General features: G+C 64.1%; 17 protein-coding genes. 11 read left to right on the top strand and 6 right to left on the bottom strand.

The window, feature by feature from the left end; translation table 11 throughout:
- Window positions 1-5 precede the first annotated feature (5 nt).
- From NLM25_RS31600 to NLM25_RS31585, 4 genes are all read left to right on the top strand, one after another.
- Window positions 6-2474, top strand: coding sequence for a TonB-dependent receptor (locus NLM25_RS31600; protein WP_254139618.1), 2469 nt, complete (start codon window positions 6-8; stop codon window positions 2472-2474).
- Window positions 2475-2647: 173 nt separating this feature from the next.
- Window positions 2648-2815, top strand: a complete 168-nt coding sequence (locus NLM25_RS31595; protein WP_254121598.1) for a hypothetical protein — start codon at window positions 2648-2650, stop codon at window positions 2813-2815.
- 58 nt (window positions 2816-2873) lie between these two features.
- Window positions 2874-3281, top strand: coding sequence for a hypothetical protein (locus tag NLM25_RS31590; RefSeq protein WP_254121597.1), 408 nt, complete (start codon window positions 2874-2876; stop codon window positions 3279-3281).
- A 330-nt stretch (window positions 3282-3611) separates the two neighbouring features.
- Window positions 3612-6437: a winged helix-turn-helix domain-containing protein gene (locus NLM25_RS31585; protein ID WP_254139617.1), complete on the top strand. Its 2826-nt coding sequence runs from the start codon at window positions 3612-3614 to the stop codon at window positions 6435-6437.
- A gap of 33 nt (window positions 6438-6470) precedes the next feature.
- Here NLM25_RS31585 and NLM25_RS31580 read toward each other — a convergent pair whose 3' ends face one another.
- Together NLM25_RS31580 and NLM25_RS31575 are read right to left on the bottom strand one after the other, a co-directional pair.
- Window positions 6471-6884, bottom strand: coding sequence for a putative quinol monooxygenase (locus NLM25_RS31580; protein WP_254139616.1), 414 nt, complete (start codon window positions 6882-6884; stop codon window positions 6471-6473).
- Window positions 6885-6956: 72 nt separating this feature from the next.
- Complete coding sequence (locus NLM25_RS31575) at window positions 6957-7796, bottom strand: VOC family protein (protein ID WP_254139615.1); 840 nt, start codon at window positions 7794-7796, stop codon at window positions 6957-6959.
- 203 nt (window positions 7797-7999) lie between these two features.
- On the opposite strand from NLM25_RS31575, the gene NLM25_RS31570 reads away from it, so the two are divergent.
- The 3 genes from NLM25_RS31570 (at window position 8000) to NLM25_RS31560 (ending at window position 11452) form a co-directional block, all read left to right on the top strand.
- Window positions 8000-9463, top strand: coding sequence for a GH1 family beta-glucosidase (locus NLM25_RS31570; RefSeq protein WP_254139614.1), 1464 nt, complete (start codon window positions 8000-8002; stop codon window positions 9461-9463).
- Window positions 9464-9635: 172 nt separating this feature from the next.
- Window positions 9636-10868 (top strand): acetyl-CoA C-acetyltransferase, encoded by a 1233-nt coding sequence (locus tag NLM25_RS31565; protein WP_254139613.1) that lies wholly within the window; start codon window positions 9636-9638, stop codon window positions 10866-10868.
- 281 nt (window positions 10869-11149) lie between these two features.
- Complete coding sequence (locus tag NLM25_RS31560; protein WP_014493658.1) at window positions 11150-11452, top strand: HU family DNA-binding protein; 303 nt, start codon at window positions 11150-11152, stop codon at window positions 11450-11452.
- A 72-nt stretch (window positions 11453-11524) separates the two neighbouring features.
- On the opposite strand, the gene NLM25_RS31555 is transcribed toward NLM25_RS31560, so the two are convergent.
- The 4 genes from NLM25_RS31555 to NLM25_RS31540 all read right to left on the bottom strand — a co-directional run bounded on the left by NLM25_RS31555 (window position 11525) and on the right by NLM25_RS31540 (window position 15224).
- Complete coding sequence (locus NLM25_RS31555; RefSeq protein ID WP_254121591.1) at window positions 11525-11680, bottom strand: hypothetical protein; 156 nt, start codon at window positions 11678-11680, stop codon at window positions 11525-11527.
- Between the two features lie 5 nt (window positions 11681-11685).
- A complete protein-coding gene (gene lon / locus NLM25_RS31550; RefSeq protein ID WP_254139612.1) occupies window positions 11686-14079 on the bottom strand; it encodes an endopeptidase La in 2394 nt (797 codons plus the stop codon).
- Window positions 14080-14087: 8 nt separating this feature from the next.
- A complete protein-coding gene (locus NLM25_RS31545; RefSeq protein WP_254121589.1) occupies window positions 14088-14471 on the bottom strand; it encodes an Hsp20/alpha crystallin family protein in 384 nt (127 codons plus the stop codon).
- A 186-nt stretch (window positions 14472-14657) separates the two neighbouring features.
- Complete coding sequence (locus NLM25_RS31540) at window positions 14658-15224, bottom strand: ferritin-like domain-containing protein (protein WP_254121588.1); 567 nt, start codon at window positions 15222-15224, stop codon at window positions 14658-14660.
- Window positions 15225-15374: 150 nt separating this feature from the next.
- On the opposite strand from NLM25_RS31540, the gene NLM25_RS31535 reads away from it, so the two are divergent.
- The 4 genes from NLM25_RS31535 (at window position 15375) to NLM25_RS31520 (ending at window position 19669) form a co-directional block, all read left to right on the top strand.
- Entirely contained in the window at window positions 15375-16001 is a 627-nt protein-coding gene (locus NLM25_RS31535; protein WP_254139611.1) for a MarC family protein, read from the top strand.
- Between the two features lie 181 nt (window positions 16002-16182).
- The gene (locus NLM25_RS31530; protein ID WP_254139610.1) at window positions 16183-16836 is read left to right on the top strand and encodes a class II aldolase/adducin family protein; all 654 of its coding nucleotides are present in this window, start codon (window positions 16183-16185) and stop codon (window positions 16834-16836) included.
- Window positions 16837-16845: 9 nt separating this feature from the next.
- Window positions 16846-18633, top strand: a complete 1788-nt coding sequence (locus NLM25_RS31525) for a chloride channel protein (protein ID WP_254121585.1) — start codon at window positions 16846-16848, stop codon at window positions 18631-18633.
- A gap of 226 nt (window positions 18634-18859) precedes the next feature.
- Window positions 18860-19669: a hypothetical protein gene (locus NLM25_RS31520; RefSeq protein WP_254139609.1), complete on the top strand. Its 810-nt coding sequence runs from the start codon at window positions 18860-18862 to the stop codon at window positions 19667-19669.
- The last annotated feature ends 46 nt before the right edge of the window (window positions 19670-19715 follow it).

Raw genomic sequence — 19715 nt, 5'->3', positions numbered from 1 at the left:
CAGGGATGGGCAGGCGTCGTTTGTTGATGGCCTCGGTGTCGACGGGGCTGATGTCGGGGTTGGTTTTCGCAGGCCCTGCCGGGGCTGCGCAGGACGAGCAGACCAACGTCCAGAACCTGCCGCCGATCGAGGTCACGGCGCCACCGCCGCCGGCCGTGAGGCGCACCGCGCCAACGCGACCGGTCGCGCGCATCGGCGCGCCGGCGTCCGCCGCTCCGAAGACCCGAATATACGTTTATCCGACATCACCGGGCACCGGCAGAGGTCTCGATGTCGACAAGGTGCCGTCGGCGATCAATGCGGTTGATGCCAGCCAGATCAGGCGTACCGCCTCGCCAGATATCGCCGTTGCCCTGCAGCAGTACGTGCCTGGTCTCAGCATCAATGAAGTGACCGGCAATCCATTCCAGCCCGATGTGCAGTTTCGCGGCTTCGTCGCTTCACCTCTGGCCGGCACGCCGCAGGGCCTCGCCGTCTACCAGAACGGCGTGCGCATCAACGAGGCGTTTTCCGACACCGTTAATTGGGATCTGATCCCGACGGCTGCGATCCGATCGGCAGTGGTCGTAACAAACAATCCGGCATACGGCCTTAACGCGCTCGGCGGCGCCATCGATCTGCAGATGAAGAACGGCTTCAACTATCAAGGTGCCGAGATCGACATCATGGGCGGTTCGTTCGGCCGCATCCAGGGCTCTGCGCAATGGGGCAAGCAGGTCGACAATAACTGGGCGGTCTACGGAGCGCTCGAAGGCATTCGCGACAACGGCTTCCGCAATTTCTCGTCATCGGACGTCAGGCGCTTCTACGGCGATGTCGGGTATCGCTTTGAAGGCAACGAATTCCACCTCAATATGGGCGTCGCCAACAATTCCCTGGCAGGACCCAGCACTGTTCCGGCCGAATTGCTCCAGCAATATTGGGGTGCGACCTACACGACGCCGCAAACCATTTCCAACAAGGTCGGCTATCTCAACCTGACCGGCAAGGTGGAGGCGACGCCGACCTGGACCTTCGAGGGCACGGCGCATTTGCGGGGCTTCAAACAGAATACCGCGGATGGAAACCCGACTGATACGGTGCCCTGCGACGCGGATGCGACACTGCTTTGCTTTGGCGACGTCAACCCTTTGACCGGCCTTCAAGCGCCGGCCAACGGCCTCAACGGCGTTCAGCTCGCCAATACCTTTGCGCCGGATGCCATTCTCGGCGAGATCGATCGCACCAGCACGAAATCGACCACGTTTGGCGTCTCCGGGCAGGCGACGAACACCGATCAGTTGTTCGGTCATGACAACCGCTTTGTGATCGGCGCAAGCTATGATGTCAGCAGCACGCGCTTTACCGGTAGCGCCGAATTGGGGACGGTAGGTACGAACTATGTCGTTACGGGCAGCGGCATATTCCTGGGCGCGTCCGGTGACCCGACATCGGTAGGCCCCGTGTCGCTTCGTACCGTCAACCAATATCAGGGGCTCTATGCGCTCGATACGTTCAACGTGGACGATCGCTTTGCGGTGACGGCGGGCGGCCGGTTCAATGCGGCCCGTGTCACGCTGATGGACCAGCTCGGCACCGCGCTCAATGGCGATCATACCTATGACCGATTCAATCCCATCATCGGCGGCACCTACAAGATCACGTCTGAAGTCACCGCCTATGCCGGCTATTCCGAAGCCAACCGGGTGCCGACGCCACTCGAACTCGGCTGCGCTGATCCGGCGAGGCCGTGCATCATCGGGCAGTTCCTGATCGCTGACCCCCCACTTCAGCAAGTCGTATCCAAGACGTTCGAAGCTGGCTTCCGCGGCACCAAGGAATTGAACATCGGTTCGCTCGGCTGGAAGATCGGTGCCTACCGTGCCACCAACTACGACGACATCCTCGCGACCCCAATTCCGGGCCTGACCGGCTTTGGCTTTTTCCAGAACGTCGGCCGGACACGCAGGCAGGGCGTCGAAGCCGAAGTGAGCCTGAAGTCGAATGTGCTTCAGTTCCAGGCGAGCTACGCATTCCTTGATGCACGCTTCCTCGACGCGCTGACGCTTGGCTCAGACAGCCCGTTCGCCGACGCGGACGGCAACATCCAGGTCTTGCCGGGTAATCACATCCCGCGCCTGCCGAGCCACCTCATCAAGGCCAGCATCGAATATGCGGTTACCGATGTTTGGAAGGTCGGTGGTGATGCGCTCTTTGTCTCGAGCCAGTATTTCGTCGGCGATGAGTCCAACCAGTTTCCGAAGTTGCCCTCGTACACCGTCTTCAACCTCCACACCTCCTACCAGATCACCAAGAACTTCCAGATCTACGGGCGGGTGAACAATATTTTCGACAACCGCTACTCGACCCTTGGCACATTCTTCGACCGCGAAGCCCTGCCCAACTTCACCAATGGCGCCGAATTCAACGACCCGCGCTCGCTGAGCCCGGCAAGGCCAAGGGCGTTCTATGCGGGCATGCGGGTGACGTTCTGAGGGTGGTTCCGTTGAGCCACCGGCGTCGGCCACAGGCGAGACAGTACAAACCCCACAGACCTGCCTGCTCGGCGCCGCGTTCCTTAACCGATCAGAAACCATCGCCAATGATCTTAAAATTGTAACGAAACGACTTGGCTGTTTCCGGGTAGGTTTGCCGGAGGGCCCGTCCGATGACCGAGCGCCAGTTGCAAGAGCAGGAATTCCAGATCGCGCGTTACAGGCGCCTGGAGCGGGAAGTCACCGATCCGCTTGCCGCCGGTCTGCTTCACAGCATCATCGAGGAACTGGAAGCCGAGTTGCGAAAGGAGCGACCGGATTCGCACGGGCCGCGCGATTAACCGTTTCTTAGCGCTGATCATGCGGATTGTTCGCGAGGGAATGTCAGCGGAGACTCCCATGCTGAAGGACGGCACCTACGCGGCCTGGTACAAGACGCCGATCGACCAGGGGACCGGGATCGTCCATGTCGCAGACGGACAGATCTGGGGCTGCGACAGCCTGATGACGTATCACGGCTCCTGCAAGCTCGATGGAGATCGCTTCACCGCCACCGTGTCGACGAAGCGTCATACCGACGGACGTGCAACGGTCTTCGGCGTCGACGATGAGCTCACGCTGGAGATCCAGGGGACGTGCCCCGGCAAGATCGCGACTTACACCGCGACGGCGGGACAGGCGCCGGGCGTCTTGCTCCAGGGAACGCTCATTCGGACCGAACAGCCGACGCCGGCCCCCGAACAGATCGCGAAGGTCCCCCCGTTCGATCCTGGCAAGCTCCCGAAATTGCCGAAGCGCTCGCGCTGACCGCACGCGCGGGCACCTGCGGGCCCTCCTGCGCCTTGCTCCGGCATCGGCTCCTCGGATGCATCGAACGCTGGCTGCGTCAGTTCGCCCGACCTATTCGTGCCAATCCGAAAGAATTCCGGTCCTGTGCCTGATAGCTGCGTATCTTCGTACCGGCTGAGTACTGGCCAGAACCGATGATCCCGCGCGATCCCGATATCACCCGATCCAACGCTTCCCGTGCCTGCGACATCTTGTCGAGATGCTGTAGCCGCAAGACCAGCGATCGCGCGACGCCTCCGCAGAACGGCCGACCGATCGACCATCGCTTCGCTGAGGGCTGAGCAGGCAATGTCGGGTCCGGAAGTTACGTTTGGACCATTTCGTTTCAGCCTGGCCAGACGCCTGCTGTTGCACGGTGAGACCCCCGTGAGGATTGGCTCGCGCGCGGCTGCGATCCTGGGTGCTCTCCTGGAAGCTCCGGGTGAGCTCGTCTCGAGGTCTGAGCTCTACGATCGGGCGTGGCCCGGGAGGATCGTGACCGAGGCCAACCTGAAGGTTCAGATCTCCGGCCTGAGAAAAGCTCTTCATGAATACGGCGACCTGATCCGCGCAGAGCCATCCTTCGGATACCGCTTCGTCGGGGAGGTCAGCGTCTATCGCGCACCGAAGAGCCGATCTCGGGCGCCGGCCGCGACGAACACGCCGATTGGCCGCGGTGCGGTGATCGGCAACATCGGGGAGCTCCTGCAGAACCACCGGCTTGTCACGGTCCTGGGGCCCGGTGGAATCGGCAAGACGACAGTGGCGCTTGCCGTGGCAAGCGAACTCGAAGCGGCCTACGCCGACGGCGTGTGCCTTGTCGAGCTCGACCGCATCACCGACGGAAGCCGGGTCTGCGCGGCAGTCACTGGCGCGCTTGATCTGCCGGTTCACATCGCCGCAAGTCTCGATCAGGTCCTGCTGGCCCTCCATGGCCGGCACCTGCTGCTGGTCCTGGATTCCTGCGAGCATGTCACCGAGAATGTCGCGCTTCTCGTCGAAAGTGTGCTCAGCGATACGAGCGACGTCCACATTCTGGTGACGACCCGCGAAACCATGCGGATCGAAGGCGAGCTGGTCTGGCGTCTCGGTCCGCTGGAAACACCGCCGTCGTCCGTTCCGGTGACGGCGGAGAACCTTCAGGATTATTCATCAGCCCAGCTGTTCACGCGAACCGTCTGCCAGCGAATTCCGGGCTTCGAGATCGACGATACCGTCGCGGCAGCGATCGCGGATATCTGCCGGCATCTCGACGGAATGCCCCTGGCTATCGAGCTCGCGGCGTCGATGGTCGACGTCCTCGGCGTCGACGAGGTTCGCCGCGGGCTCGACGAGCGGTTTTCCCTGCTCTGGGTCGATCGCCGGACCACCATTCCGCGTCATCGCTCGCTCGCCGCCACGATCGACTGGAGCTACAACCTGCTTCCCGAAAGGGAGCAGGTGGTGCTCGGGCGCCTCTCCCTTTTTGCCGGGCCTTTCACCCTCGATGCCGCGATTGCGGTTGCCAGCGATGACGATCTGGACATGGCGGGTGTCCGCGAAGCGGTTGCCGCATTGGCGAGCAAGTCGTTTCTGAGCCTCGATCATCGCGCCACGCTGCTGGAATATCGCTTGCTGGAGACCACGCGGGCCTATGCCACGCGGGCATCGGGCGCGGCAGGCGATCGGGAGCGGGTGCACGAGCGCCACGCGCGCTATTTCCTCGACGTGCTGGAACGGAGGGATTGGGACGCCCCCGAGTCCGTCGCGGACGGTGCACGGCTGCGCGGTTACATCGACGAGGTTCGCGTTGCTCTCGATTGGGCGTTTTCCGTCAACCCCGGCCTCGGGATGGCGCTGGTTCTTGCAGCCGAACGTCTATGGCTCGAGTTCACCTCACTCGCGCAAGGCGTTCCTCATCTGGAGCTGGCGTTGCGCTTTGCCGACAGCAGCCCCGATGTCGGGCCCGCCGTGAGATCTCGCGTGCTGGTCGCGCTCGCGGCGGCGCAGGTCTATGTGCCGGGCCTCGAAGGCGCGAGCCTCTACGAACACGCCTGGCGCGCAGCGCAAATCGCGCGCAACGATTTCCTGGAGATGCGAGCGCTCTACGGCATCGTTCAAAACATGCTCCTGACCAGGCGTCCCGCTTCGCCGTACATCGATGCGTTCGCAGCGGTATGCAGGAGATCGAACGATGCCGTGATGTCGAGACTTCTCCTGCGCTGGTCTGCCTTCCAGGCTTTTGAGGACTCCGACATGAGGTTGGCACAGCAGAAGTTCGAGGCGTTTCTCGACGACCGAACGGCGATTCCGCGAAGGGTTTCGCTTTATTTTGGCGGTATCGACTCGATCATCTCCTGCAAGGTCGGCCTCGGGCTCGCTAAATATTATCTGGGGTATTCCGATCAGGCGCGGTCTCTGCTGGCTTCGACCGTCAGCCAGGCGGAAAGCCAGGGCCACGTGACCACCCTGTATTTTGTCCTCGCCCAGGGAGCTATCTGGGCCAACCTTGCGTCCGGCGATTTTGAGCGCGTCAGACTCTATTTGCGGAAGCTCGAGGCTGTTTCCAGCTTCTATCGTCCATGGCGCGTTCTGGTTGATGTCTTCCAGGCCCTTCTGGTCCGCGAGGAAGCCCGTGACCTGGAGGCGGCAGAACGCAGTCTGACCCGTAGTCTGCAGGACGGATTCATCCTGAAGACAGGGACGCTTCATCCGATCCTGTGGGTTGAACTTGCGGAGACGCGACGCTTGTTAGGTGATCTGGATGGAGCGGAGGCCGCGGCAAAGCAGGCGATGACACAATGCCTCGGCGACCGGGATGGCCGGTTCATTGGACGATACAACCCCGTCCTCGCAAGGATCCTGATGGCGCGCAATCGGCCGGGCGATCTGGATGCCGCGAGAAACCTGTTCGTGGGCGCGATCGAATTGATGCGCTCGCTGGGCATCTATTTCCATGAATGCGATGCCAGCGTCGGTCTCGCCGAACTGGAGCTGGTCGCCGGACGAACGGCGGTCGCGCACGCCGTCCTCAGCGAACTGCTGGGACGTCTCGGCGACCGGGAGCACGTTCCCGGGCTGGCCCGGGCGCGGGAAATTCTTGACGAGACCAGAGGGGAGGCGATCGCGCGGCGGCAGATCGCCCGCTTGTCCTGATCCATCAAGCGATGCTGCCGCCTTGCGGTGAAATCAACCGCCGTTGTGGCCGAGGATTTCCAGCCGCCTGACCACGACGCCACCTTCCGCCAGTTCGGGAAGCCGGCCGAACCACTGCTGGACATAGGGCATGGCGTTGTGGGCCTCGAAGTCGTCGCGGGTTGCGAAGATCTCATAGAAGATGAAGCGTCCCGGCGTCTCGCGATCCTCCTGGAAGAAGTAGACGAGGTTCTTTGGATCGCTGCGGACGAGCGTGACGAGCGGCAGCGTTGCTTCGCGAAGCGCGCGCTCCTTGCCGGGCTTGGCCCGCACTTCAGCGACAACCGAATAGGCGCCGTCGGGAATGGCGCGATAGCGAACGCCATCGCGCTCCTGTGTGGCGGCCGGCGCCGCGCCGCCGAGTAAAGCAGCGGCGAGGGCCAGGATCATTCGTGTTCGTGACGTCATGGGGATCATCCTCCGGTACGCACGCATGCGTCTTGCAGGGCAGGGGCTCACAGGAACAGGCGTCGTGCTGCTCTAGCCCCGCTGCTGGCGGGCGGCGAGCGCGTCACTGAAGCGTTTCTTGACCGGCCCCAGGGCCTTGACGAATTCAAGCTGTTCTCCCTCGGGACCCTTGCAGTAGATCAGCTCCCAGCCTTCCGAGAGGCCCTGCGTGATGCGATTGGTGTTCGCCTCGATCGGGGCGGCGCGGCGTTGCTGCTCGGACGTCACGGTGATCACACGATTGGCCCGCACCTGCGTCATGCCGCGGCGCGCCGATTCTGCTTCGAGGTCATGGATGAACTTGTTGAAGTCGACGTCATCCCTCACGTAGAAACAGATGTGCATGGAGCGCGGAAACGCCGGGCTCATGTGATCGCGAGGTTCCGCGAAGCTGTCGCCGCTGCCCGACGGCTGACCGGCGTCGCGATATTGCAGAAGCTCGATCACGACGTTGTCGAACTGGACGAAGCGCACGTCCAGGCGTTGGGTGCCGCCCCTGAGATCGGGAACCCCGATCGTGCGCGGGTTGACATGACGCTCGCGCGCTTCGATTTCCTGATCGGTCAAGAGCGTGTTGTGGATCGGTTCACCCTGGAAGTCACCGTCGCGGAAAATCTCGGTGCCGCCGAGCACTTCAGTGTAGAATTCGAAGGCGCGATTCATGTTTTGCACGGTCACGCCGAAATGCTGGACGCCTTGCAGCCGCGCGCCGAGCGGCGCGGAATCGCGGGCGACCGAAGCGGGGCGGGGAGCGCCTTGGGCATTCGCAGCCGCCGGATTGGCTGCCGTCATTCCTGCCAGCATGGCTCCGGCCGTGAGAAGAACATCCCGGCGTCCAATGCCGGTCGTCTCGAGGTCTGTCTCTTCGCTCATCTTCCGTCTCCATCGCTTGATCGACATGGCTCGACGCAAAACTTGCTGGAGAACGGAGAGCTTTGCAGGTTAATTGAGGTAAATTCTGTGGTGGGTCGGTGTGCCGCAATTCTGCATCTGCAAATCCCGGCCTCACGTCTTCTCAAACCGCCTGCGACGCGCCATTGTGCCGCAGCATCAGCATCACCCTCGGAGCAGCATCAATGTCGGACAAGGTCTCGCGTCGCCAGTTTGCCACGCTGGCGGGATTGTCCGCGGCCGGGCTGGCAAATCCGTTGGAGGCCGCCGAGGCCAAGCGGGCGGCGGCGCCGCGAGGCATGGACGGCTTTCCGGCGGGCTTTGTCTGGGGCACGGCGACCTCGTCCTATCAGGTCGAGGGCGCGGTCAATGTGGACGGGCGAGGGGCTTCGATCTGGGACAAGTTCGTGCGCATCCCCGGCAAGATCGAGGACGGCACCACCGGCGATCGCGCCGTTGAGCATTATCACCGCTACAAGGAGGACATCGCGCTCATCAAGGAGCTCGGCTGCAAGGCCTATCGCTTCTCGGTGGCCTGGCCGCGGGTGTTTCCGGATGGCGACGGCAAGCCGAACCCTAGGGGGCTCGACTTCTACAACCGCCTCGTCGACGAGCTCCTCAAGAATGGCATCGAGCCGTGGCTGACGCTCTATCACTGGGACCTGCCGCAATCGCTCCAGGACCGTTTTGGCGGCTGGCGCTCGACCGAGACCTGCAAGATTTTCGGTGACTATGCGGGCTATGTCGCCGAGCGCCTGACCGATCGCGTCAAGAACGTATTCACGCTGAACGAGAGCGGGCGCTTCGTCCAGTTCGGCTATGGCCTCGGCATCGATGCGCCGGGCGTGACGCTGCCGCAGGCCGAGGTCAACCAGATCAGGCACAACAGCGCGCTCGCGCACGGGATCGCGGTGCAGGCGGTGCGAGCCCGTGGCCGCCGCGGCACACGGGTGGGGCCGGCCGAGAACATCGACGTCTGCGTTCCCGCGATCGACACGCCCGAGCATGTCCGCGCCGCCGAGATTGCGCTGCGCGAGATGAATGCCGGTTATCTCAACGTCATCATGACGGGCCAATACACCGACGCCTTCCTGAAATATGCGGGCGCCAATGCGCCGAAATACACCGACGCCGAGCTGAAGATCATCTCCTCACCGGTCGACTTCCTTGGCCTCAACATCTACGCGCCGCAGAACTACGTGGTGCCCTCCGACCAGGGCGCAGGCTTCATGCCGCTGCCGATCCCGAAATCGTTCCCGCATATGAGTTCGGACTGGCTCCGGATCGCGCCGGAGACGATCTACTGGGTGCCGAAGCTGGCGGCGAAGATCTGGAAGACGGATGCGATCTACATCACCGAGAACGGCACCTCCAGCGACGACGTGGTGTCGCCTGACGGCAAGATCTACGACACCGACCGCATCATGTACCTGCGCAACTATCTCGCCCAGCTCCAGCGCGCCACCGCCGAAGGCGTGCCGGTACGCGGCTATTTCCTCTGGAGCCTGCTGGACAATTTCGAATGGGTGTTCGGGCTCGGCAAGCGGTTCGGGCTCTATCACGTCAATTTCGACACGCAGGTGCGTACACCGAAGCTCAGCGCGAGCTTCTACCGCAACGTGATCGCGAAGAACGCGGCGGGGGTGTAGTCGCTTCCATTGCGTTCAGACGCCGTCAAGCCGGGCCATGAGGTTGCGGAGGCTTTCGTGCGCAAACCGCGCAGCGGAAAATCCGGGTGAGAAGGGTCTGCGCCGCACATTGACTCCGCCCACCCCCTGATTCAAAACCGTCCTCAACACTCATAACAAGAGGACAACGCCCATGACCGATGCGCTGATCATCGATGCCTGCCGGACCCCGCGAGGCGTCGGCAAGGCCGGCAAGGGAGCACTCTCGGGCATTCATCCGCAGCAGCTCGGTGCAACCGTGCTGCGCGCGCTCGCCGACCGCACCGGCATCGACACCGCCGATGTCGATGACATCGTCTGGGGCTGCAGCGCGCAGGTGGCGACGCAAGGCGGCGATCTCGGCCGCATGTCGGCGCTCGATGCCGGCTACGACGTGCGCGCCAGCGCGGTGACGCTCGACCGCTTCTGCGGCTCCGGCATCACCAGCGTCAACATGGCCGCGGCCTCGATCATGTCGGGCACCGAAGATCTCGTCATCGCCGGCGGCTGCGAGATGATGTCGATGGAAGGGCGCCGCGGCGGCGGTCCGATGATGATGGACTCTGGCAATCTGCGCCTGCGTGCGCGGCATCCGCAGTCGCATCAGGGCGTCTGTGCCGATGCGATCGCGACGCTCGAAGGGATCACGCGGCAGGACGTCGACGCGCTCGGCCTCGAAAGCCAGAAGCGTGCGGCGCATGCGATGGCGAACGGCTACTTCAAGAAGAGCCTCGTGCCTGTGCATCGCGAGGACGGCAGCCTCGCGCTCGACCATGAAGAGTACCCGCGGCCGCAGACCACGATGGAAGGGCTGGCCGCATTGAAGCCGGCATTCCCCGCGATCGCCGACTATGCGCTCGACGACAAGGGCACGACCTATCGCGGTCTCATCCTGCAAAAACATCCGGACCTGAACATCGACTTCATGCATCACGCCGGCAATTCCTCCGGCGTCGTCGACGGTGCTGCCGCGATCCTCCTTGCATCGCCCGCTTATGCCAAGGCGCATGGCCTGAAAGCCCGCGCGCGCGTGGTCGCGATGGCCAACATGGGGGACTCGCCGACCCTGATGCTGAACGCGCCGGTGCCGGCCACGCGCAAGGTGCTGGCGAAGGCGGGGCTGACCATCGACGACATCGACCTGTTCGAGATCAACGAGGCGTTTGCGGTGGTGGCGGAAAAGTACATCCGTGACCTCAAGCTCGACCGCGCCAAGGTCAACGTCAATGGCGGCTCGATCGCCCTCGGCCATCCCATCGGCGCCACCGGCTCGATCCTGATCGGCACCGTGCTCGACGAGCTCGAACGGCGTGACCTCAAGCGCGGTCTCGTCACCATGTGCGCCGCCGGTGGCATGGCTCCGGCCGTCATCATCGAGCGCGTCTAGCCCTATTTTTCAGGGTGAATCGCGACCGGCCTCCGGCAAAGAGGCCGGTCGTCGCTTGTCGAAAGCAGCGAATCAGCTTTAGCAAGGCGACGTGCGGGCCTTTGAAACAAGGCAAAAACCGCTGCCGGAGGCTCCTTCCGCTCTGGAAGCCGCTGAAAAGCAGGGTTTTTTGCCCGAGAGGGCCAAAAAAGCCCGTAAAACCGCGACAAAACTGTGCAGAAGGCTCTAAGCCTTCAACGGTTGGTCTAGTATGCAACCGGCAACGAATCAGAGGAGACACGATGCCAACCCAAATGTCCAAATCGCAGCTGATCGAAAAGATTGCGACCGCCACCGAGCTTTCCAAGCGCGACGTCAAGAGCGTCATGGAGACGCTGACCGATGTCGGTCACAAAGAGCTCAAGAAGAACGGCCTGTTCCTGGTGCCGGGCTTCGCCAAGTTCGTGGTCATCAAGAAGCCCGCGACCAAGGCGCGCAAGGGTACCAACCCGTTCACGGGTGAAGAGATGATGTTCAAGGCCAAGCCGGCCCGGAAGATCGTCCGCGCCCGCCCGGTCAAGGCCGCCAAGGACGCCGTGGGCTAACAACGCAAGGGCCCCCTCGGTTAGGAGGGGGCCTTTTGTTTGGGGCTGCCGCAAGGGCTCGAGACGGAGGGCTCAACCCTTGCGGCGCTTCACCCGGACCGGAACGGGCTGAAGCCGCGGCCCGGGTGCCGCCAGCGCATCGCGAACCCGGTCGATGGCACGATCGAGCAGCTGGCGCAGCCGCTGCGTCTTCCGCGATCGCTTCGCTTTTTCCAGCAGTTTCTTCATCACCTTCACTCCGCCGCCTCGACCTTGGCATCAGCCGGCTCGAGCGCAGCCGTAATGGCCTCGTCGACGCGCTCCAGCCAGATGAATTCGAGGTTGTCCCGCGCGCTCTTCGGGATGTCGTCGTAGTCCCGCTTGTTGCGCGCCGGCAGCATCACCCGCTTCAGTCCGGCGGCGGCCGCAGCCACCACCTTCTCCTTGATGCCGCCGACCGGCAGCACCAGGCCGCGCAGCGAGATCTCGCCGGTCATCGCGGTGTCGCTGCGCACCGTGCGATTGGTGAGCAGTGACGTCAGCGCCGTGAACATCGCAACGCCCGCGCTCGGCCCGTCCTTCGGGGTTGCGCCCGCAGGGACGTGAACGTGGATGTCGCTCTTCTCGAACACCTGGGGATCGATGCCGAGCTGCGTAGCCTTGCTCTTCACCAGCGTCATCGCCGCCTGCACGCTCTCGCGCATCACGTCGCCGAGCTGGCCGGTCAGGATCATGCCGCCGCGGCCGGGCACGCGCGAGGCCTCGATGAACAGGATGTCGCCGCCGACCGGCGTCCAGGCAAGGCCGGTGGCCACGCCCGGAATGCTGGTGCGCTGCGCGATGTCGCCTTCGAAGCGCGGCTGGCCGAGCACGGTGGCGATGTCCTTCGGCGTCACCACGACCTTCGCAGCCGTACCTTCTGCGACCTGCACCGCGGCATGCCGGAACACCTTGCCGATCTCGCGCTCGAGATTGCGCACGCCGGCTTCGCGGGTGTAGCCCTTGACCACCAGCTTCAGCGCCTCCGGCTCGATCTCGGCCTGCTCGGCCGAAAGGCCGTTGGCCTCCAGCTGCCGCCGCACCAGATAGCGCCGCGCGATCTCCAGCTTCTCCTCCTCGGTGTAACCGGCGAGGCTGATCAGCTCCATGCGGTCCAGCAGCGGACCCGGAATCTGGTCGAGCATGTTGGCGGTCGCGATGAACACCACGCGCGACAGGTCGAAGGGCACGCCCAGGTAATTGTCCCGGAACGTCCCGTTCTGCTCGGGGTCGAGCACCTCCAGCATCGCAGCCGAAGGATCGCCCTGGACGCCGCGGCCCATCTTGTCGATCTCGTCCAGCATCATGACGCAGTTCCGCGTGCCGGCCTTCTTGATGCCCTGGATGATGTTGCCGGGCAGTGCGCCGATATAGGTGCGGCGGTGACCGCGGATCTCGGCCTCGTCATGCACGCCGCCGAGGCTGACGCGCACGAAGGGGCGATCCATCGCACGCGCGATGGACTGGCCGAGCGAGGTCTTGCCGACGCCGGGCGGGCCGACGAAGCACAGGATCGGGGCCTTGCCCTGCGGGGCCAGCTTGCGCACCGCCAGATATTCGATGATCCGGCTCTTGATCTTCTCCAGGCCGAAATGATCGGCATCCAGGATCCGGCGGGCTTCCGTGATGTCGATCGGCTTCTCCGCGGGCAGCGCCCAGGGCAGCTCGATCAGCCAGTCGAGATAGGTGCGGACCATGCCGGCTTCACCGGCAGCCTCCGGCATGCGCTCATAGCGGCGCAGCTCCTTCTTCGCATGCGCATCCGCCTCGGGCGGCATGTTGGCCTTGGCGATGGCAGCCGTCAGCTCGGCGACCTCGGCCGCCTTGCCGTCGCCTTCGCCCAGCTGGCGCTGGATCGTCGCCATCTGCTCGCGCAGGATCGCCTCGCGCTGCCGCTCGTCGAAGCTGGCGCGGGTCTTCTGCCCGATCTCGTTGGAGATGCGCAGCACCTCCAGCCGCTCGGCCAGGTGCTTCGACACCTTCTCGACGCGCAAGGCGAGATCGATGGTCTCCAGCACCTCCTGCTTGTCCTGCGGCTTGATGTCCATGAACGAGGTCGCCAGATCCGCCAGCGCGCCGGGCGCGGTGGTGCTCTGGAACATCGCGACCAGTTCGGGCGGCGACTGCGGCAGCAGCTCGATCGCCTCGATGGCCTGGCGCTGCAGATTCAGCGCGCGCGCCTCGATCTCGGGCGAATTTGTGGTCGGCTCTGGGATCTGCTGGATGCGCGCAGCCGGGAACGGCGTCCCCGGCAGGAAGTCGAGGATGCGCGCGCGCTGCACGCCCTGGCAGACGATGTGATGGGTGCCGTCGGGCGCGGTGATATAGCGCACGATGTTGGCGATGGTCGCGACCCGGTAGAGATCGTCCGGCCCGGGCTCCTCGATCTCGGGGCTGCGCTGCAGGACGATGCCGACCGGCCGTTGCTCGCGCAGCGCCTGCTGCGCGGCGGCGATGGACTTCGCCCGGCCGATCGCGATCGGCGCGATGGCGCCGGGAAACAGCACCATCTCGCGCACGGGGATGATGATCAGCGCGTCTTCGGGGATCTTCACGTCGGAATTGCTCTGAGAGTTGGTCTGTTCGTTATTCATCTGTTCGGTGGCCATGATCGACCTCAGGATTTGGCGAGACGCAGCGCGACGCAGCCGTCCATCACGAAGCGGCTGATGGCGTAGCGGCCAAGGGGAAGCGCGATGCGCCGCTCGAAGCGGCCCTGCGGCAGCTCGAGGCGGTGGATGCGGGCGTTGCGAAGCTCCGGCGGCAGCGTGCGCTGGCCGGAGACGACGAGCACGCCGTCATGGATCACCGTCTCGACATTGTCGGGATTGACCCCGGGAAGCGCCACCAGGATCAGCAGCTCATGCTCGGTCTCGAGCACGTCGATCGGCGGCTCCCAGCAGGCGTCCTGACGACCGAACTGCTGGCGCAGCCGTTCGGCGCGGGTCAGCGAGTCCAGGGCTTCGGACAGCATCCAGTCGAGGGGATTTTTGGGTTGCATGGCAAAACTCGGGGAAGGCGCTGCGATTGGAAAACGAGGATATGGGGATGGTTCCCCAAAATTCCAGCATCGCGCGTTTGGAGCATGCCTGGCCCCACGGACCGGAAGAGGCCCTTGCACTCTAACGCATCGACGCCGCGGAGATGTTCCGCGGCGTCGGAGGCAACAGTAGGGCAGGCGCGCGTATCAGGCGGCCGCGCGGTAGCCTTCTTCCGCCTCGAGGTTGATGACGGAGGTGGCGAGCTCGGTCAGGGTGTGATCGGTCGCCTCTTCCTCATCCAGCGTGGCCTGAAGCAGCCTTGCCGCGTCGGGCATGCCGAGCTCCTCGGCCCAGGTGCGCAGCGTGCCGTAGCGGGAGATCTCGTAATGCTCGACGGCCTGCGCCGCGGCGAGCAGGCCGGCGTCGAGGGCAGGGGCGTTCTTGAAGTCCTTCATGATCTCGGCGCCCTCTTCGGTGATGCCGTTGATCGCTTCGCAGGGCTTGCCGCGCGCGGGCTTGCCCAGCATCTTGAAGATCTGGTCGAGACGTTTGACTTGGCCCTGCGTCTCGCGCAGATGCTTGTTGAAGGCGGCGGCGAGATCCCTGGAATGCGCGGCCTTGGCCATCTTCGGCAGCGTCTTGATGATCTTGTTCTCGGCGAAATAGATGTCCTTCAGCGTTTCCAGGAACAGGTCGCTCAGCATCTTCGGCGCCTGACGTGGGCGGCGCGCGGCGGTCTTCCTGGTGGTGCGTTTCTTTGCTCGTTTAGCCATAGATCCTCCTCATGAGGCGACACGGGAAGGCATGCCCTTCCTCATTCCTCTCGCGATAAAGACTCTTCGAAAGCAATTGTTCCTCGCGAAGGCGATCGCGAGCCGCTATGGCTGGTCGCCCGAGTGACGCCCGCCCGAGACGCCTGATCCATGCTTGACTTCGCCCTGTCCGCCTTCGTGACGCTGCTGCTGGTGGTTGATCCCGTCGGCCTTGCGCCGGCCTTCCTGGCCGCGACCGGCGGGATGCCCGACAAGGTCAAGCGCACGATCGCGCTGCGCGCGCCGTTGATCGCGGCGTCGATTCTGGTGGTCATCGCGTTGATCGGAAACTGGCTGCTGCGCCAGCTCGGGATCGGCATCCCCGCCTTCCAGATCGCCGGCGGACTGCTGCTGTTCGGCGTGTCCTACCAGATGATCTTCGGCGACCGTCCGCACCGCGAGGCGCGCGAGGCCGACAAGGCCACCTCGGAGCATGCCTCCGACGTCGCGGTGTTTCCGCTGGCGATCCCGATGATGGCCGGTCCCGGCGCGATCGCGACCACTCTGCTGCTGGCGGGCGATGCCGGCTATGGGGCCAGGCTCGCGATCATCATCGCTGTCGTGGTCGCGGTCTGTCTGCTCTGCATGCTGTGCTTCGTCTCTGCGGGCCTGATCGCCCGCACCCTCGGGCGTACCGGCAACGCGGTCCTGTCGCGGGTGCTCGGCATGCTGCTCGCGGCCTATTCGGTGCAGTTCGTGATCAACGGAATCGCGGCTGTCAGGGCGAGCTTTTCCTGAACCTGCGACAATCTGCTAATGTGCTGATTTTACAGCTGGTTTCCTGATGTAACGGTACAGCCGGCACGACGGGACCTCATCCGGTCCGCTTTCTCTTGCACTGCCATATTGCTTTGACGTACTTCGGGTCTAACAAGCGCCCATCGCCAAGAAATCGAGAAGAAATCGAGAAGAAACCGAGATGTCGATGACAGCGGACGAGCTCGCAAAGAGACAGGCCATCATCGACGCTTGCCGCCGCATGAACGCGCTCGGCATCAACCAGGGCACCTCGGGCAATATCAGCGTCCGGCATGCGGACGGGCTTCTGATCACGCCGACCAGCACGCCCTACGATGCCATGACGCCGGACCAGATCGTGTTCATGGCGATGGACGGCTCGCATGCGCCCGACCAGAAGCCGTCTAGCGAGTGGCGCTTCCACCTGGACATCCTGAGGGCGCGGGACGACGTCAACGCTGTCGTCCACGCCCATCCCACCTATTGCACCATCCTGGCGATCATGGGCATGGAGATTCCACCCGTGCACTACATGATCGTGGCGGCCGGTGGCGACAGCATCCGCTGCGCGCCCTATGCCACGTTCGGTACGGCGGAGCTCTCCGAGCATGCGTTGCGGGCGCTGGTGGGGCGGCATGCCTGCCTGCTCGATCATCACGGCATGATCGCGCTCGGCAAGACGCTGGACAAGGCGATGTGGCTCGCCGTCGAGGTCGAAACGCTGGCGCGGCAGTATCACGGCTGCCTCCAGATCGGGAAACCGCCGCTGCTCCCCAGCGACGAGATCGAACGTGTCCGCCAGCGCATGGCCGGCTACGGCATGTCGGAAGGCTAGGGCGGAAAGGTGTTCGTGCGGATCAGACATCTCGTCGATCGCAAGGGGTCGAACCGCACCATGGTTCGGCTGCGCGCGCTGCTGCGCAGCAACGAATTCTACCTGATCCCGCTTGCCCTCGTGATCGGCACGCTGGCCGGCGCGGTCGTGACGCTGATGGCCGAGATCGCGCAGATTGCGCACGTGGTGATCTATGGCATTCCAATCGACGTCCGCCTGTCCGCCAATACGCGCGTCAGTCCCTGGGCGGCGCTGATTGCGCCGGCGCTCGGCGGACTCGCGCTCGGCATCATGGAATGGTCGCGGCGGCGCATGAAGATCTCGAATGCGGTCGACCCGATCGAGGCCAACGCGTTGCGCGGTGGCAACCTGTCGATGCGCGACAGCGTGGTGGTGTCGAGCCAGACGCTGATCTCGAACGGCTGCGGCGCCTCGGTCGGCCTCGAGGCCGGCTACACCCAGATCGGCTCGGGCATCGCCTCGCTGTTCGGCAAGTTCTTCAATCTACGCCGCAACGATTTGCGCCTGATCGTCGGTTGCGGCGCCGCCGCTGCGATCGCGGCGGCGTTCGGCGCGCCGATCACCGGCGCCTTCTATGCCTGCGAGTTGATCGTCGGCGTCTATTCGGTCGGCAGCGCCGCGCCGATCCTGGCGGCCTCGCTGGCCGGCGCCCTGACCGCGCAATGGCTCGGCGGCGCGCCGTACTCCCTCGAGATCCCGAAGGTCAGTTCGGTCGGCATCGAGCAATATCTGGCACTGGTCGGGCTCGCGCTCGTGACCAGCGGCGTCGGCATCGCGGTGATGCGTTCGTCTTCGATGTTCGAGCGCCTGTTCGCCTGGCTGCCGATCTGGCTGCGGCCGGTGATCGGCGGCCTCATCGTCGGCGGATTCGCCATCGTCACGCCGCAGGTGTTGGCGGCCGGCCACGGCGCCATGGTGCTCGATCTCTTTCACGACATGACGATCGGCCTGATCGCGCTGATCATCGCCCTGAAGGTGACGGCCTGCCTGATCTCGCTCGCCTCGGGTTTCCGCGGCGGACTGTTCTTCGCCTCGCTGTTCGTCGGCAGCCTGATCGGAAAATTCTTTGCCGCGGTGCTGTTGCTGATCAGTCCGAATTTCGTGATCGACCCGCTGGTCGCGATGCTGACGGGCATGGCGACGCTCGGCGTCGCCATCGTCGGCGGTCCCCTGACCATGTCGTTCCTCGTGCTCGAGATGACCCGCAATGTCGACGTCACGGCCGTGGTGCTGGCCGGCTGCATCGTCACCTCGATCTGCGTCCGCTTCATGTTCGGCCATTCGTTCTCGACCTGGCGCCTGCATCTGCGCGGCGAGACCATCCGCAGCGCCAATGACGTGGGCTGGCTGCGCAACCTCACCGTCGAGCGGCTGATGCGCTCCGATGTCGGCAAGGTGCCGTCGACCACGACGATCGCCGCGGTCCGCCGCGAATTCGCGCTGGGCTCGCGGCCCGGTATCGTCATCGTCAACAATGCGGACGAATATGTCGGGCTCGTCCTGCTGCCCGACCTGTTCTCCAGCGATCTCGACACCATCGCCGACGACATCCAGGTCATCGAGCTCGCGCGCCTGACCGAGATCGTGCTGATCCCGGAAATGAACGTGAAGTCGGCGATGGCGGTGTTCGACGAGGCCGAGGCCGAGATGCTGGCGGTGGTCGATTCCACCGACAGCCGCAAGGTGGTCGGCTTCCTCACCGAGAACTTCGTCCGCCGCCGCTATGTCGAAGAGATCGACAAGGCGACGCGCGGGGTGTTGGGAGCGTTGTCGTAAAGGTCTGAGGCCTCGGGATCGAGGAGGTATTGGGGGAGGGGGCATGGCACCCGTAGTCCCCCGGCCTCCGAATTTCCTTGAAGGCGTCTTGCTTTGGACAAATCGCGTCAGCGATGATCGGGGCAAGCAAATGTGACGGACGCCTTCGGGCGACATTGGGCTGCGAAGAGGAGCGCCAATGAATTCCGTAACGACACCGATCGAGCCGTATGCGCTGTCCGCGCGCATGGACGCGGAGCTCACGCATACCTTCGAGAAAATCAAGAGCGTGGATGAAGAGATCGCGCGCGCCAACGAGCAGCTTGCCCAGCTGGAGCGCGATGCCATGCGCAGTCGCCTGCGGCGTGGCGGACCAGCGCTACGCGGCCTCGCCGGTCTCGGGCTGGCTGCAGGGATCGGCATCGCTGCCTTCGTCTCGCAATCATCCCACGGTGATACGGTCAGGCAGATGATCGCAGGTTGGGCGCCGTTGCAAACTGCGACGTCGTCGCAGTTGCAAGCAGAGCCGGTGCGCGAAGCTGAGACGAGCCCGACTGCTCAATTGGCCGAGGCGTCGCCGCAACCGGCATCTGCCGCCGAAACCGTACCGGAGGTCGTCGCGTCAACCGGCAGCACGCTCCCGCCGGAGTTGACCGAATTGCTGCAGAAGCTGGCGAGCGATCTCGCAAACGTGCAGCAAGGCATCGATCAGCTCAAGGAGAGCCAGGCGCAATTGAAAGCGAACCAGGAGCAAATGTCGCTCGACAATCTCAGGCTTGCCGATGAATTGAAAGCAGGCCAGGAACAGATGGCGCGGCTGGTCGCCAAGATGCCTGGGGACAAGGCGTCTGAAAGCAAGACGTCGGATAACAAGATGCCCGAGATCGCCGGGAAAACGACCGACCGGTCGAACGCGGGGCAGAAGAAACGCGCAGCACCAGTGCCTGCGCCACGTCCGGCTGCGGCTCAGACGCGCAAGCCGGCGCCGGCAACGTCGTCACCGCATGCGGCGGTGCGACGGGCGGCCCCGGTCCAGCTGCAATCGGCGCGACAATAGTCGCGATCGACACGGGCCCGTAGTCGCGGCCACATTCACGGTAACG

Origin of the sequence: Bradyrhizobium sp. CCGB01, from assembly GCF_024199795.1 — a bacterium.
In the GTDB taxonomy this organism is placed as follows: domain Bacteria; phylum Pseudomonadota; class Alphaproteobacteria; order Rhizobiales; family Xanthobacteraceae; genus Bradyrhizobium.
Note: the sequence above shows the minus strand (reverse complement) of the source record. Positions and strands in the feature narration are given on the sequence as shown.